The organism is Dermacoccus sp. SAI-028 (assembly GCF_004346775.1).
Taxonomy (GTDB): Bacteria; Actinomycetota; Actinomycetes; order Actinomycetales; family Dermatophilaceae; genus Dermacoccus; species Dermacoccus nishinomiyaensis.
The window spans coordinates 1,284,040-1,299,527 of sequence record NZ_SMFS01000001.1 but is presented as its reverse complement, the minus strand read 5'-3'; the positions used below and the strand labels follow the sequence as shown (position 1 = coordinate 1,299,527).

Annotated in this window: 14 protein-coding genes; 6 read left to right on the top strand and 8 right to left on the bottom strand. The window is 70.8% G+C overall.

All coding sequences use genetic code 11. The features are described from left to right. Positions 1-46: 46 nt before the first annotated feature. Positions 47-244, top strand: a complete 198-nt coding sequence (locus EDC82_RS05970; protein WP_006946873.1) for a hypothetical protein — start codon at positions 47-49, stop codon at positions 242-244. Positions 245-456: 212 nt separating this feature from the next. Next, positions 457-957: a DUF456 domain-containing protein gene (locus EDC82_RS05965; RefSeq protein ID WP_131940856.1), complete on the top strand. Its 501-nt coding sequence runs from the start codon at positions 457-459 to the stop codon at positions 955-957. Between the two features lie 69 nt (positions 958-1,026). On the opposite strand, the gene EDC82_RS05960 is transcribed toward EDC82_RS05965, so the two are convergent. The 5 genes from EDC82_RS05960 to EDC82_RS05940 all read right to left on the bottom strand — a co-directional run bounded on the left by EDC82_RS05960 (position 1,027) and on the right by EDC82_RS05940 (position 7,385). Then, positions 1,027-1,494 (bottom strand): DUF3040 domain-containing protein, encoded by a 468-nt coding sequence (locus EDC82_RS05960; protein WP_006946879.1) that lies wholly within the window; start codon positions 1,492-1,494, stop codon positions 1,027-1,029. A gap of 162 nt (positions 1,495-1,656) precedes the next feature. Continuing rightward, entirely contained in the window at positions 1,657-2,805 is a 1,149-nt protein-coding gene (gene dinB, locus EDC82_RS05955) for a DNA polymerase IV (RefSeq protein WP_131940854.1), read from the bottom strand. Further along, positions 2,802-6,548, bottom strand: coding sequence for a DNA polymerase III subunit alpha (locus EDC82_RS05950; RefSeq protein WP_131940852.1), 3,747 nt, complete (start codon positions 6,546-6,548; stop codon positions 2,802-2,804). Before EDC82_RS05950 ends, dinB begins: the two co-directional genes overlap by 4 nt. Before the next feature lie 3 nt (positions 6,549-6,551). Next, the gene (locus EDC82_RS05945; RefSeq protein ID WP_006946864.1) at positions 6,552-7,028 is read right to left on the bottom strand and encodes an SAV_6107 family HEPN domain-containing protein; all 477 of its coding nucleotides are present in this window, start codon (positions 7,026-7,028) and stop codon (positions 6,552-6,554) included. Positions 7,029-7,079: 51 nt separating this feature from the next. Continuing rightward, positions 7,080-7,385: a DUF6504 family protein gene (locus EDC82_RS05940; protein WP_131940850.1), complete on the bottom strand. Its 306-nt coding sequence runs from the start codon at positions 7,383-7,385 to the stop codon at positions 7,080-7,082. A 165-nt stretch (positions 7,386-7,550) separates the two neighbouring features. Between EDC82_RS05940 and EDC82_RS05935 the strand changes: the two genes are divergently transcribed. After that, positions 7,551-8,645: a polyprenyl synthetase family protein gene (locus EDC82_RS05935; RefSeq protein WP_006946859.1), complete on the top strand. Its 1,095-nt coding sequence runs from the start codon at positions 7,551-7,553 to the stop codon at positions 8,643-8,645. A 15-nt stretch (positions 8,646-8,660) separates the two neighbouring features. On the opposite strand, the gene EDC82_RS05930 is transcribed toward EDC82_RS05935, so the two are convergent. Beyond that, on the bottom strand, positions 8,661-9,035 hold the full coding sequence (locus EDC82_RS05930; protein WP_006946890.1) for an Rv2175c family DNA-binding protein: 375 nt from the start codon (positions 9,033-9,035) through the stop codon (positions 8,661-8,663). An 86-nt stretch (positions 9,036-9,121) separates the two neighbouring features. On the opposite strand from EDC82_RS05930, the gene EDC82_RS05925 reads away from it, so the two are divergent. Continuing rightward, positions 9,122-10,015 (top strand): transglycosylase SLT domain-containing protein, encoded by an 894-nt coding sequence (locus EDC82_RS05925; protein ID WP_006946870.1) that lies wholly within the window; start codon positions 9,122-9,124, stop codon positions 10,013-10,015. 49 nt (positions 10,016-10,064) lie between these two features. Next, positions 10,065-12,086, top strand: coding sequence for a Stk1 family PASTA domain-containing Ser/Thr kinase (gene pknB, locus EDC82_RS05920; RefSeq protein ID WP_131940848.1), 2,022 nt, complete (start codon positions 10,065-10,067; stop codon positions 12,084-12,086). A gap of 77 nt (positions 12,087-12,163) precedes the next feature. On the opposite strand, the gene EDC82_RS05915 is transcribed toward pknB, so the two are convergent. Continuing rightward, a complete protein-coding gene (locus EDC82_RS05915; protein WP_131942003.1) occupies positions 12,164-13,504 on the bottom strand; it encodes a class II 3-deoxy-7-phosphoheptulonate synthase in 1,341 nt (446 codons plus the stop codon). Between the two features lie 191 nt (positions 13,505-13,695). Continuing rightward, complete coding sequence (locus tag EDC82_RS05910) at positions 13,696-14,712, bottom strand: 1-acyl-sn-glycerol-3-phosphate acyltransferase (RefSeq protein WP_006946530.1); 1,017 nt, start codon at positions 14,710-14,712, stop codon at positions 13,696-13,698. A 175-nt stretch (positions 14,713-14,887) separates the two neighbouring features. Here EDC82_RS05910 and EDC82_RS05905 point away from each other — a divergent pair, with 175 nt between their 5' ends. Then, a complete protein-coding gene (locus EDC82_RS05905) occupies positions 14,888-15,448 on the top strand; it encodes a hypothetical protein (protein WP_006946580.1) in 561 nt (186 codons plus the stop codon). The last annotated feature ends 40 nt before the right edge of the window (positions 15,449-15,488 follow it).

Below are 15,488 nucleotides of genomic sequence, written 5' to 3'. Positions count from 1 at the left end.
AATACGCGTGCGACGGCCCTCGCGCCGTCCGACGAGGAGGATGGATATGACCGCAACGATGGAACAAACGATGACCGCCGCCGACCGCTGCGACCGCTGTGGCGCCCAGGCGTTCATCAAGGCCGTCATGTCCGAAGGTCTCGAACTGCGCTTCTGCGGCCACCACGGCCGTGAGCACCTCGACAAGCTGCGGGAGGTCGCCGTCGAGGTCATCGACGAGACCCCCCGTCTCAGCGAGGTCTGAGCATCTCGCGCCTTTCGGCACAGCAAACCGTTCGGCCCCGCGCCCTCGATCATCGAGGCGCGGGGCCGAACGCATGCCGGGGGCACTGTCGGACGCACCCGGGCATGAGGCCTCGCGCGATGGGTGTCGTGCGATCGGTGCCGTGCGACTGACGCCGCGCGACGGCGGTGATCTCGGGCGCAGCGATGCGCTGATGGGCCATGATGAACACCATGGTGGTCTCCACAGAAACCTTGACGACGCTCGGTGCGGCCCTGCTCGTCGCGGTCGGCATCGCCGGCCTCATCGTGCCCGTCCTACCGGGCCTCGCGTGCGTCGTGCTCGGCGTGCTCGTCTGGGCCATCGGCCAGTCGAGCACGGCGGCATGGGTGGTGTTCGCTGTCGCGTGCGTCCTCGCTGTCGCAGGCTATGTCGTGCAGGTTCTCGTGCCGGGGCGTCAGCTCTCGCGGGGTGGGGTCGCGCGGCGCAGCAACATCGTCGGGCTCGTGTGCGCGGTGGTCGGCTTCTTCGCCGTCCCCGTGATCGGGCTGCTGCTGGGCTTCGTCATCGGCGTGTTCTTGGCGGAGAGCGCACGACTGCGTGATCGCGCGCAGGCGTGGACAGCGACCCGCGTCGCCATCCGGGCAGCGCTGACGTCGGTGGGCATCGAACTGGCCGCAGCCGTGACGATCGCCGTCGGCTGGGCCATCGCTGCGTTCGCGCTGGCACGGTGAGCGGGGCGCGCCGAGCGTCATCGCTGCAGACGAGCAGCGAACACTCACGTCAGCGACTCCGCTGCCGATTCACCATCCCTGGTTCTCGTAGCGGCGACGCTCCCAGCGCTGCTCCATCCGCTGCATGAAGTCACCCTGCGGACGAGGAGCCGAGGAGCGCGGCCGAGCGGTGCGCGCCGGACGCGCCATGCGCGGCATCCGTGACGCGGGGTGCGCGCCGGTCTGGGCCGTGATGCCCTCGAACGAGTTCGGGTCGACGACGTGCAGGGCGGGCCGTGACGGCGTCTGCACGGACAGCAGGGCACCCGCGGCGATGACCAGCATGCCGACGAGACCCAACCACATGTGCGAGGAGTACGTGCCGACGGCAGTGAGGCCGAGGCCTGCGAGGCAGACCGCGCCGGCGAGGAGGGCGCGACGACGCCGTCGACGGCGCTCCGGGTCGGCCTGCATCGCCGAGGCGAACTTGGGATCCTCGGCGGAAAGCTGCGCCTCGAGCTGCTCCAACGTGCGCAACTCATGCTCGGACAACGGCATGGTGGCCCTCCATCCCTTCGTCACCCCACATGGTGCACAGCTCGTGCGGCGGGTGACACATAACGTCAGTTGTAGCACTGCGGCGTGGTGCACGACGGGGAAAGTGCATCACACCCTGACCTTTCACGCCAGAGCCTGCCGCCGTGGGCCGTCCGTGCCCGCTCATCCGACGAGGCTCGCCGGGCGCACGATGCCTGCCCCGAACCGCGCGCTCGCCCGATCGATCGCCCGATCCGCCTCCCGCCATCCGTTCTCACGCTCCCCGAGCCGGATCTGCCGCGACGTCTGGCGTACGTCCTTCAACCCCTGCACCCGCACCCCGACGAGCCGCACCCGCGCGCGTTGCAGGGCGAGCGCGTCGAACAATTGCGCTGCGACGTCGTAGATCTCGCGGCTGACGTCGGTGTGCTCGGGCAGCGTGCGCGAGCGCGTGATCGTCGTGAAGTCCGAGAACCTCACCTTGAGCACGACCGTCCGACCTGCGACCTGCGCCGCCCGCATCCGCGCCGCCACCCGATCACTCAGCTTGAGCAGCTCGCGCTTGATCTCGACGGCGTCGTCGAGGTCGGCGGGAAACGTCTCGTCCGAACCGATGCTGCGCTCGGGTTCGTGCGGGACGACGCGGCGCTCGTCATGCCCCCAGGCGAGGCGGTGCAGGGTGACGCCCGCGCTCTGCCCGAGGGCGCGCACGAGCGTGCGTTCGGGCAGGTGTGCGACATCGCCGACGGTGCGCAGCCCGAGGCGATGCAGTTTCTCCTTCGTCGTCTCACCCACGCCCCACAGCGCCTCGACGGGCAGCGGGTGGAGGAAGTCGAGGGTCTCGTGGCGCTCGACGAGGAGCAGCCCGTCAGGTTTCGCGCGCGTCGAGGCCAGCTTGGCGACGAACTTGACCGGCGCGATGCCGACCGAGCACGTGATCATCTGCTCGTCCGCGACGGCGTCACGCAGCTGGTGCCCGAGCGCAACCGCCTGACCCGGCGTCGGTGCCACCCCGCTCACGTCGAGGAACGCCTCGTCGAGCGAGATGGGTTCGACGAGCGGCGTCACCTGAGCGAACAGGTGCATGACGGCTCCCGAGATGCGCGAGTACAGCTCGGCGTCGGGTGGCAGCACCACCGCCTGCGGGCACAGCCTGCGCGCGCGCCCCATGGGCATGCCGGAGCTCACCCCGAACCGTCGCGCCTCGTACGTGGCGGACAGCACCACCCCGCGACCCGCACCCCCGACGATGACGGGGGTGCCCACGAGTTCGGGGCGCTCGATGAGCGACGCCGAGGCGTAGAAGGCGTCCATGTCGACGTGCAGGATCATCGTTTCCATCCTCCTGAGCTTCCCGGGCTCGCGTGCCACAGGTGTGACGGAGCCTCACCCTCGCCGGGCAGTTCGGCGCGCGAGGCACGAAGCGCCTCCCCCGCCGGTTTGATGTCGGTGTACGGCGACTGCGCGAACCCCGACGCGTGCACGAGCTGACGCCGCCCGCGCGCGGCCCCGACCGAGCGCTCCGCCCCGCGCCGCTCGCTCTCCTCGACGAGACGGTGGACCCCGGCCTCGCCGTCGTGCTCCCACGCCTTCCACGCCTGCGCCAGATCCCACGCTCCCGTCGCGCGGATCGAGACCCCACGCGGGCCGGTGCGGCGCACGACGCCCCGCACGAGGAGCATCCACGCGTGGAAGACCGTGTCGGCGTAGGGGCCCTGGACGTCCTCGAAGAACGTCGCGTCGGCCGGGCCCGTACCGTCGTCGACGGTGAGGAAGATGACGCGTCGCCCCGAACGCACCGGCGGTGTCTGCGTGGCGACCTTGATGCCGGCGCACCACACCGTCTCGCCGCCGTGCAGCGACGCGAGGTCACAGGCCCGGCTGACGCCCAACGCCCGCACGAGAGGCGCGTAGAACTGCATGACGTGCCCGCTGACGTCCAACCCGAGGATGTCGAGCTCGGCCCGCACCTTCTCGGCCGGGGTGAACTCGGGCAGGCCACTGCTCACCGCCTCACCGTCGTCGAGCATGTCGAAGGCCAGCTGCGAGCCCTGCGTCTCGTACCGCTCGTGCGGCCGTCGCCCCTGCGCCTGACGACGTGCCGCCTCGACGCTGTCGAAAGCCATCACCGTTCCTGCGGCCCCGTCCGCGTTCACAGACGCGCCCACGCCCGGGGCCGAACTGATCATGCGACGGCGAGCGCCACGCGTCAGACGCGCCGAGGCGTGCCGATCCAACCGTTCGAGGTCGTCGAGCTCGAGCAGCAGATCTCGCCGCGTCGGTGCGCCGCATACGCCAGGTCGTCCGGTGCCGTGCAGTGCGTCGAAGGCGCCGACGAGCAGCAACCGCTCGACGACGGGCCGGCTCAGACCCGCCCGGCGCCACACGTCCGTCAGGCTCGTGTAGGGCTGGCCCTCCACGAGTGACGTCATCTCGCGCTCGCTCATACCCTTGACGTCGAGGAAACCGATGCGCAACCCGAGATGGTCGTCATCGCTGCCCTCGCCCGGCACGCGCTCGACGCGGTACTCGCGGCGCGAGGCGTTGATGTCGACGCCCAGCACGGGCACGCCGAACGTCCGCACGTCGGCGAGGATGAGTCGCTTGGGGTACATCCCCGGGTCGTGGGTGAGAACGCCTGCGACGAACGCGGCGAGGTGATGGGTCTTCAACCACGCCGACTGGTAGGTGGGGACGGCGAACGCGGCGGCGTGCGCCTTGCAGAAACCGAACGAGGCGAACGCGGCGAGCACCTCCCAGATGCGGTCGCGTTCCGCACTCGTGTAGCCGCGGTGCTGCGCGGCCTCGCGCCACCACAGTTCGATCTTCTCCTGCCCGGTGCTCGAGCCCATCGCCCGTCGCACCTCGTCGGCCTGCGCCAGCGTGATGCCGGTCGTCTGCGCGAAGATGCGCAGCACCTGTTCGTGGAAGACGACGACACCCATCGTCTCCTCCAGCGCCGGGCGCAGACTCTCGTGCAGGTACTCGGGCGGCGCCCACCCCTGCCGCGCGCGCAGGAACGGGGTGATCATGTCGCTCTTGACCGGCCCGGGGCGGAACAGCGAGATGTCGATGATGAGGTCTTCGAAACGCTGCGGCCCGAACTTGCCGATGAGTTCCCGCTGCCCGGGCGACTCGATCTGGAAGCACCCCAGGGTGCGCGTCGTGCGGATGAGCTCGAAGGTGGCCTCGTCGTCGAACGGCACGCACTCGGGGTCGTCGAGGTCGACGACGGCACCCTCGACGCGTTCGATCTCGGCGACGGCGTGGGCCATGGCCGACTGCATGCGGATGCCGAGCACGTCGAGCTTGAGCAGCCCCAGCGTCTCGACGTCGTCCTTGTCGAACTGACTCATCGGGAAACCGAGCCAGCTCGCCTCCATCGGCGTGCGCTGCGCCAGCCCGGCGTTCGACAGGATCACCCCGCACGGATGCAGCGCGATGTGCCGCGGCAGCCCGTCGAGGCGCTCGACGAGGTCGAACAGCCGGTCGAGCTCCGGTTCGGCGAGCCCGCGCGCCCGCAGCTCGGGCAGCTCCTCGATCGCATGCCGCACGTCACGGGCCGCGACGTGCGGGAAGGCCTTCGCGATGACGTCGACGTCGGCCGGCACCATCCCGAGCGCGGCACCGGCGTCACGGATGGCGTGGCGCACCCGGTAGGTCTCCATCATCGACACGCACGTCACCCGCTCCCCGCCGAAGCGCTCCATGATGCGTTCGTAGATCTCGGTGCGGCGCGCCGACTCGACGTCGATGTCGATGTCGGGCAGTGACGCGCGGGCCCTCGTGCAGAACCGCTCCATGAGCAGTCGGTGCTCGATGGGGTCGACCCCGCTGATGCCGAGCAGGTAGGTGATGAGGCTGCCCGCGCCCGACCCGCGGGCCGCGACGCGCCCGCCCATGTCGCGGATGAGGTCGCAGACCTGCGCGACGGTGAGGAAATACGTCGGGTACCCGAGGTGACGCACCACGTCGAGCTCCTCCTCGAGCCGCTCCAGCACCTCGCGCCGTTTTGCCTCCGACGCGTGCGGGTAGCGTCCGTTCACCGCGGCGTGACAGCGCTCGGTGAGCACCCGCTGCGGGTCGGTGCCCGTCAGGCCCAGCACCTCGACCTCGGGCAGGTGCACCGCCCCGATGCCGATGTCTCGGAACGGGTGCTGGACGCACGCCTGCGCCAGCCGGTCGCTCGCCCCGACGAGCTCGAGCGCGGCGCCGAGATCACCCAGCCCTTCGGCGAGCGCCTCGGCCTGCGTCAGCATCTGCGCCTCAGGGCGCAGATGGCCCTGAACGCTCGTGCGATCCAGGTGACGCAGGTCGAGCGCCACCCCACGGCGTGCCGCGTCGAGGACGTCGGCAGTGATCGCCTCGTCGACCTCACCATGACGCACCCAGCCGCTCAGCACGGCGGGCACGCCGCACCGACGGGCGAGGCGCCACAGGTTCGTCGCGTGACGCCGACTGGCCATCGCCTCGGGCGGGCCGTCGTGGCAGGCCACCTCGAGGGCGAGCGCGCCGTGCGGGAGAGCGGTTCGCCAGCGACGCACCAGGGCCTCGGCCTCGGCGTGACGACCGCGCAGGAGTGCCTGCCCGACGTCCGAATCCGGGCCGAGGAGCACCGTGAGTGCCGGCTGGTTCGGTTCGCTCTCGTGCGTGACGTGCGCGGCCACCCGGTCGAGACTCGTGGCGGGCGCGCCGCGCTCACCGCTCAGATGAGCGTCGGTGACGAGACGGCACAGCTGGGCCCACCCCAGCCCCGGCGCGAGCCCCGACGCCGCACCGCGGGCGAGGACGGTGACGCGCGGGCTCCGCTCGTCCCGCGCCGGGCCACCCTTGGCGGGGGTACGCGCCCGCAGCACGCGCTCGGGCGCCAGCGCGAGGTCGACGCCGAGGATCGGCTCGAGGCCTGCGACGCTGCACGCCTCGACGAACTTGACGCTGCCGTACAGACCGTCGCGGTCGGTGAGCGCGAGGCGTCCGTACCCGAGCTCGGCGGCGCGGGCGACGAGTGTCGCGGGTGGGGTCGTGCCGTACTGCAGCGAGTACGACGAGGCGACCCGAAGGTGCGTGAACTGCATGGTTCACCTCACCTGGACCGGGGTCATGCGCGAACCGACCGGCGCGAGCGGCGGGAGACCGGCGTGCTCGAGGACGATCTGCAGGAACGTCTCGGCCTGCCGCACGAGATCGTCGGCCTCTCGTGCGGCGGGCACGAGGATGCCTGCGCTCACGGCGCGGCTGCGGCGCCCGCTCTCGGTGAAGAACGCCGCCCATTCACCCAGCTCGGGCGCGTGCTGGGCGAGCGTCACCCACGCACTGCGCGGCTTGGAGCTGAGGCTGCGCGGCGCCTTCCACGCGAGCAACCCAGCAGCGGCGCGCAGCGCCGCGAGATGCGCCGCGACGTAGCGCTGCGAACTCGTCGAGACGGTGCAGGCCTCGACGAGGGTGTCGTGGGAACGCGCGACGAGGTCGAGCAGATCGGTGGAGCAGACGGCAGGGGCGGCGTTCGTCGAGGTGACCGACGTCGACGTGGTCGGGGCTGTGGTCAGGGTCGTCATGGGGCACTTCCTTCGTCGATGGGGCGGGAACGGGCGGTTCAGTCGATGAGCTCAGTCGGTGAGGGCGCGCAGCGACCAGCGCTCACCGTGGTGCACGAGGTGGAAGACCCCGCTCGAGGCGCGGCGCCCGGCCGTCGCCTCGACACGCCAGGTGCGTTGCTCGAGCCGGCGCTGGACGTCAGGGGCGCTCTGCTCGTCAGGTGTCGTGGGACGGGCCGGATCACGCCACCACGGCACCCGTTCACGCCAGGTGTCGAGCACCTGCGTCACCCGGTAGCGACGCCCGCGCCACTCGAAGACCACGGGCTTGCCGCACGCGTCGACCCCCATGGCGACGACGTCGTCGTACTCGCGCATCACACGACCTCCTCCTCGGTGGAGGGCAGAGCCCTCCCCACGAAAATCGAACTTCTGTTCGATGAGAAGAATGTACGACCGACGTCTGACAACCCCGTCAGGTCGCGGTTCTCACGCCGCTACGCGTAGGCTCACTGGTAGCCGATCTGGAAAAGGAAACGCACCGTGCCCGACTCTCTCGATGCGCCGCGCCTGCTCGAACGACTGCAGGAGACCCTCGATGCCGAGGTGAGCCATCAGCGCGACGTCCTCGCCCCCCTCGGCGGCCAGACCGACCTCATGCTCGACGCCGTCGCCACCCTCCTGCGCGGAGGCAAGCGTGTGCGTGCGTCGTTCCTGTACTGGGGTTACCGCGCCGCCGGTGGAGCCGACAGCGACGCCCTCGTGCGCTGCGCCGCGTCGATGGAGCTGTTCCAGGCCGCCGCGTTGCTGCACGACGACGTCATGGACGCGAGCGACACCCGACGCGGCATGCCCGCCGCGCACCGGGCGATGGCCGCCGCGCACCGCAGCCGCGGTCTCGACGGTGACGCCGACCGCTTCGGCGAGGCCGGCGCCATCCTGGCCGGCGACCTGTGCCTGACGTGGGCCGACGAGATGTACGCGACGAGCGGCCTGCCCGCCGACGAGGTCGCGCGCGGTCGCGCCGTCTTCGACCTCATGCGCACGCAGCTCATGGGCGGTCAGTTCCTCGACGTCCTCGAGGCCTCGACGCCCTGGGCGACGATGGGCACGCCCGAGCGCATCGAGCGTGCGCTGCGCGTCATCCGTTTCAAGAGCGCCAAGTACACGATGGAGCACCCCCTGCTCATCGGTGCGGCGAGCGCGGGCGCCTCCCCCCACGTCACGCAGGCCCTGTCGCAGTATGGTCTCGCGCTCGGTGAGGCCTACCAGCTGCGTGACGACCTGCTCGGCGTCTTCGGCGACCCGGCCCAGACGGGCAAGCCCGCCGGCGACGACCTACGCGAGGGCAAGCGCACCGTCCTCGTCGCGCACCTGCTCGACGCCGCCGGTGACGAGCCGGAGGTCGGCACGTTCTTCGCCGAGCGTTTCGGCCACGACGACCTGCGCGAGGACGAGGTCGAACGCATCCGTGTGCTCGCTCGCGAATCAGGGGCCGTCGACGCCGTCGAAGCGCGCATCGCCGAGGGCGCTCAGCGGGCCCGCGCGGCGTTGGACGGTGTGCGCAGCCAGGTGCCGGCCGACGCCTACGCCGCGCTGGAGGCGTTCATCGAGTCGACGACGGCCCGCACGTTCTGACGCGGCAGCTCGCGATCAGAACGCGTCCTCCATGGCGCGCTTGCGCACCTCGGCCTTGCGGCCCGCGCGCAGCATGTCGATCGGTGCCCCGTCGATCGGGAGGGTCTCGTCCGGCGTGCACAGCCAGCGGATGGCCTCGTCGTCGTCGAACCCGCCGTCGTTGAGCACCGTGACGGTGCCCATGAGCGAGGCGAGCACGCCGCCGCCCTGGATGAAGGCGGCCGGCACCGCGACGACGTTGCGCTCCCCGACGCGGCTCGCGATGATCTCGCGGTCGGCGATCATCTGACGCACCTGGCGCAGCGACATGCCGAGCGCCTCGGCGAGGTCGGGTACGGTCAGCCAGTCGCCGACGAGGGTCTCGAGGTCAGGTGCGGTTGCGTCATTCACCCTCACAGGGTGCCAGAGACTCTCTCATCGGCGCACGTCGAGCGCGCCTCCACCAAAACGTCACAGCCGCGACCTAGCGTGGACACATGCCCGCCCTTCTCGCCCTGCCCGTCGCCGTCCACAGCGCCGCCCAGCCCGTGCACCACCAGCTGCGCGGCCCGCAGTCGCACGCCGAGACGCCGACGTCACACCGCGCGAACGCCGCGAAGAAGCCGGTGCGCAGGATGGCGACGACGCGCGTGCGCGTCGGCGACACCGTCTACGGCATCGCGCGACGCATGCACTCCAGCGTCGCCGCCATCGTCAAGGCGAATCCCGGCATCGAGGTGCGCCGCCTGCTCCCCGGCACGACGCTGCGCGTCCCCGTCGCTACCTCCGCCGCGCACACGCCGTCACCCCACCCGGCGACGAAGCCCACCCGTGCGGCGACGAAACCCGCAGCCACGCCGCACCCGGGCCCTTCGACGCACGCCCCGAAGCCGAAGCGCGTCGTCCGCTACGCCGGGACGGCGGCGGCGCGCGGCTATCCGGCGTCCCTCGTCGCCTCCGGTGACCGCCACCGCCGTCAGCTCGCCGCGGCCGACCTGCCCGGGCAGGCGCAGATCCGCGCGATGATCACCTCGACCGCGAAGCGCTACGGCGTCAGCCCGAAGCTCGCCCTCGCGATCGGCTGGCAGGAATCGGGTCACCGGCAGAGCGCCGTCTCGGTCTGCGACGCCCTCGGCACGATGCAGGTCACGCCCACGACCGGGCAGTGGGCCGGCTCCATCGTGCATCGTCACCTCGACCTGCTCGACACGCAGGACAACATCACCGCCGGCGTCGTAACGCTGCGTTTCCTCACCGAGCACGCGCACGATCAGAACGAGGCCATCGCCGCCTACTACCAAGGTCTTGGAGCAGTGCGCGCGCACGGCATGTACCCCGACACCCGCCGGTACGTCGCGAGCGTCAATACCCACATGAAGCGTTTCTCCTGACGCGGGCGTGCACAGCCGACGCACACGCGGAGCCGCCTAGACTGCGCTCGTGGAGCCGATCCAAGCCGACCCCCTCATCGGGCAGCTGATCGAACGCCGCTATCAGGTGAGAAGCCACCTGGCCGACGGCGGGATGGGGCGCGTCTACGTCGCGCACGACACACGCCTCGAGCGCGACGTCGCGTTCAAGGTGCTGCGCGCCGACCTCGCACGCGACCCCGCCTTCGTCACCCGCTTCCAGCGCGAGGCGCGCGCCGCCGCACGGCTCAGCCACCCGCACGTCGTCGCCGTCCACGACCAGGGGCGCGACGGTGACGTCGTGTTCCTCGCGATGGAACTCGTCGACGGCGTCACGATGCGCGACGTCATCAACCGTGGCGGACGCCCCACCGGCGAGCTGCTCGCACTGTTCGAGCAGGTGCTCGACGGGCTCGGCGCCGCCCATCACGCGGGCCTCGTCCACCGCGACATCAAGCCCGAGAACATCCTCATCAGCTCGCGCGGGGTCGTGAAGATCGCCGATTTCGGTCTGGCGCGCGCCGTCTCGTCGGCGCGCTCGTCCGTGAGCGCCGACAACGAGATGCTCATCGGCACCGCCTCCTACCTCGCGCCCGAGCAGGTGGAACCCGCCCGATTCGGCCACTCCGGTCCGCGCGGCGACGTCTACGCCTCCGCCCTCGTCCTCGCCGAGATGTTGACGGGGCGTCGCTCGTTCGACGGCGACTCCCCGGTCCAGGTCGCCTACCGCCACGTCCACGAAGCGCCGCATCCACCCTCGAGCGCTGACGCGTCCCTGGCCCCCCTCGACGCCTGGTTCACCCGCGCGACGAGCAAGATGCCCGCCGATCGTCCGGCCGACGCCACCGCCTCCGCCCACGAACTGCACGCCGCGCGCGCCCGGCTGACGCCCGAGGCCCTGGGTCACCCCGCCCCGCCGGCCGCCCACGTCACCGCGCCAACCGCCCAGCTTGACGTGCCGGCCGCCTCGCCGGACGCCTATGGCGTCGAGGGCACGATCGCTCCTGGTGCCATCCCATCCACCGGCCAGGACGGCGGCAGGCCGACCGGTGCCCCGACCGGCCCACAGGGTGCTGACGAAGGCCGGAGCGCGGCGCTGCGCCCTGCCCACACGCACGTCATCCCGGCGACGACCACCCAGACGCTCGGCGCGACACCCGCGGGCGGCCCGCGCCGTCGTCGTCGCTGGCCGTGGGTCGCCGCAGCCGCGACGGCGATCGCCGCCGGCGGCCTCGCGCTCGCCCTGACGGTGGGGCCGCTGACGTCGACCGACATCCCCGAGGTAAACGCTCGACCTCAGGGTGAGGCCATTTCGACCCTCCGTTCCGCCGGATTCGACACGCGCGTCACGCTGGCTGATTCCGACTCTGTCCCGGCCGGCCGCGTCATCTCGACCTCACCCGAGCAGGGCTCGAGCCATCGTCGCGGCACCGACGTCACCCTCGTCGTGAGCAACGGACCGAAGATGGTCGACGTCCCCGCCGTGGCCGGCCTGCAGCGCGACAAGGCTGAAGCCAAACTCAAGAGTGAGGGTTTTGGCCACGTGACGCACACCGAACGGCACGACGTCCGTGAGGCGGGAACGGTACTGTCGGTCTCTCCCGGGGCGGGCGCTCACATCCGTCACGACACCACCGTCACCCTCGTCGTCAGCTCGGGGCCGGAGGAGTTCCACCTGCCCGACGTGGCGAAGCAGACGCAGGAGAACGCGACGACGACGCTGCAGGAGCGCGGCCTGACGGTCACGACGCGCGAGGAGTTCTCCCCCGACGTCCCTTCCGGCTCGGTCATCGGCACCGACCCGACGAGTGGAACCCAGGTGAAGACGGGTGACACGATCACGCTGCGCGTCTCGAAGGGCGTCGAGATGGCCGACGTGCCCGACGTCACCGGAATGAAGGCCGCCGAGGCCCGTTCTCGCCTCGAGGACGCGGGCTTCCACGTCGACGGGGCGTCCTGGCTCGACGAGCTGCTCAGCTCCACCGTCAGCTCGCAGACGCCGTCGGGCGGCTCGCGCACCCCCAAGGGGAGCAGCGTCACCCTGAGCTTCTGACGGCGCACCGTCGGAACATACGACGATGCCCGCCCACCATGAGGCGTGCGGGCATCGTCGTCAGTTCGACACGGACGTCACTGCGCGCGAGCGCTCAGCATCTCCGCGACGAGGTAGGCCAGTTCGAGGCTCTGCTGGTGGTTGAGACGCGGGTCGCAGGCCGACTCGTACCGGCTCTCCAGATCCTCGTCACGCACCTCGACGCTGCCGCCGAGGCACTCGGTCACGTCGTTGCCCGTCAGCTCGACGTGCAGGCCACCCGGGACGGTGCCCGCCGCCTCGTGAACCTCGAAGAAGCCGCGCACCTCGTCGACGATGTCGTCGAGACGACGCGTCTTGAAACCGCTCACGGATTCGAACGTGTTGCCGTGCATCGGGTCGGTGATCCACACCGGCGCCGCGCCCTCGGCCTTGAGTCGCTCGACGATGGGCGGCAGCGCCTCACGGATCGTGCCCGCGCCCATGCGCGTGATGAACGTCAGACGGCCGGGCTCACGCTCGGGGTCGATCTTGTCGATGATGCGCAGCAGGTCGTCCGGGTCGGCCTTCGGCCCGACCTTCATGCCCACCGGGTTCGACACGCGGGAGACGAAGTCGATGTGCGCACCGTCGATCTCGCGCGTGCGCTCACCGACCCACAGCATGTGCCCGGACGTCGCGTACGGGCGGCCCGAACGCGAGTCGACGCGCGTCAGCGGACGCTCGTAGTCGAGCAGCAGCGCCTCGTGGCTCGAGAAGAAGTCGACGGCGCGCAGGGCGTCGAAGTCGACCCCGCAGGCGGCCATGAACCGCATCGCGCGGTCGATGTCCTTCGCCGTCTTCTCGTAGCGCGCGTTGGCGGCGTTGGCGATGAAGCCCTTGTTCCAGTCGTGGACGTTGCGTAGGTCGGCGAAACCGCCCTGGGTGAACGCGCGCACGAGGTTGAGCGTCGCCGCACTCGTGTTGTAGGCCTGCAGCAGTCGCTCGGGGTCGGGGCGACGCGCCTCGGGCGTGAACGCGAAGTCGTTGACCATGTCACCGCGGTAGGCCGGCAGGGTGACGTCGCCGCGCGTCTCGGTGTCCTTCGAGCGCGGCTTGGCGAACTGCCCGGCGATGCGGCCGAGCTTCACGACGGGCGTGCTCGCGCCGTACGTCAGCACCGCAGCCATCTGCAGGATCGTCTTGACGCGGTCACGGATGTTGTCGGCCGTCGCCGAGGCGAACATCTCGGCGCAGTCACCGCCCTGCAGGACGAACGCCTCACCGCGCGACGCTGCAGCGAGGCGGGTGCGCAGATCGTCGCACTCGCCCGCGAAGACGAGCGGCGGATAGGTGGCCAACGTCTCGCGCACGCGCTCCAACGAACCGTCATCCGGCCACGACGGCTGCTGCTTGGCAGGCAACTGCGGCCACTCGAGACCCACGGGACGCGTGGGCACGGACGGGGTGTTCTGCGTTTCGGGCGTGGTACTCACCCGAGCGAGCCTAGGCGTCGAAGCACGATGGCGCACATCGGCCCTGACTGTGAGACATCACGGGCGACGTGCGAGCCGGACTCGCGGGCGGCGATGCCAGGTCGACGCCCCGGCCCGAGAGCCCGGGGCGACGCCCGGTACAGCGTCGGCGATCGTCAGCCGGCGTCGCGAGCGCCGTGCGCGTCGCCGTCGGTGCCGTCGGTCGTGATGGATTCGACGCGCTCGACAGATTCGACACGCTCGACGGACACGGACGTCTCGCCGTCATCGATCGTGACGGCGTCATGAGCGGCGTCGTGGACCGCGATGTCCTCGACGTCGGCCGTGACGTCGGCTGCCTCGCCGGCGGGCGCGTCGTTGTTCTTGATGTCCTTGCCGTCCTTGTCCGAGCCCTTGCGCGGCAGGCGGGCGGCAGCGTCTTCGAGGGCCGCGGTGGCGCTGCCCTGGATCTCCTTGGCCACCTGCACGGCGCCCTCACCGAGGGAGCGGGCACGCTCGCCGACCGACTTCTTGCGCGACGCGGCGTACTCATCAACGTACTCCTGGCCGGACAGCAGCATCAGTTCATACATGATCTCGTCGGTGATGGAGCGCAGCACGAAACGGTCGGAGCCCATGCCGTCGAAGCGCGAGAAGTCGAGCGGCGCGCCGAAGCGCACGTGCGGCTGCGCGTAACGGCCGAACTTCTCGCCGGGAGGTGCCACGGTGTCGGTGTCCATGACGGCGACCGGGATGACGGGCACGCCACTCTCGAGCGCGAGACGCGCGATACCGGTCTTGCCCTTGTAGAGACGGCCGTCGGGCGAGCGCGTGCCCTCGGGGAAGATGCCGAACAGCTCACCGGCGGCGAGGATCCGCTTGCCGGTCGCGAGCGCACCGGCCGCGGCGGAACCGCTCGTGCGATCGATCGGCACCTGACCCGTGCCGGAGAAGAAGCCCTTCTGCAGACGCCCCTTGACGCCGGGCGTCGTGAAGTACTCCGACTTCGCGACGAACGTGACGCGGCGTTCGACGACGAGGGGGACGAACAGCCAGTCCGAATAGGAGAGGTGGTTGATCGCCAGGATCGCCGGGCCGGCGTCGGGAATGTGCTCGAGGCCCTCGACCGTCGGGCGGAAGACCGTTCGAAGCGCAGGCCCGACGAGAACCCTCTTGAGAAGCCAGTAGAGCACGGGAAGTCTTCCTCTCGGGGTGCAGGACGGCTTCACTCTACTGGGTCACACCGGCCTGCACATGCCGCCACGGCGACGCAGCGTGCCAGGATGAGCACATGCGAACCCGGCCCCGCACCCGCCCACCGACGTCCGCGCCCGGGCGGGCCACCTCGCGCATCGGCGAGGCGCTGCGATGAGCACCGAGCCCCGCGACCGCGACTGGGACGCCGAGTTCGCCCAGATCACCCGGCATCTCGACCTCGACGCAGCGTCGGAATCCGCGACGCGCCGCGGCGCCCACCGGGATCTCTTCGAGCCCACATCCGACGAGACCACGCCCATGACGCCCGCCTCGCCGGCCCCGGCCGACGACGGTCCTGTACCCGGCTTCCGGCCGCAGTGGCGCATGCCGGACGAGCAGCCATGGGTGATGACGCCGCCGCCTCACGGGCAGGCTGAGAGCGCTGCAGGTCAACACGACCACGACGATCTCGATGACCTGGACGAGGAACCCTTCGTCCCGCCTGAGCCCGCACCGTTCGAGACCGGTGACCCGGCGAGCGTCATCATGCTCGCCTGCTTCGTCCTCGGGCCGGTGTGGCTGCTGTACCTCACCCTGTTCGATCGTGAGGCGGCCACGCTGTGGTGGCTCGTCGCGGCGGGGCTGCTCGTCGGCGGCTTCGCCCTCGCCGTCGCGAGGCAGCCGAAGAACCGCGACGAGCACGACGATGACGACGACGGCGCCCGCGTCTGAGCCTCTACGACTGCCGGCCCGAGCGGCCTCGTCCGATCCC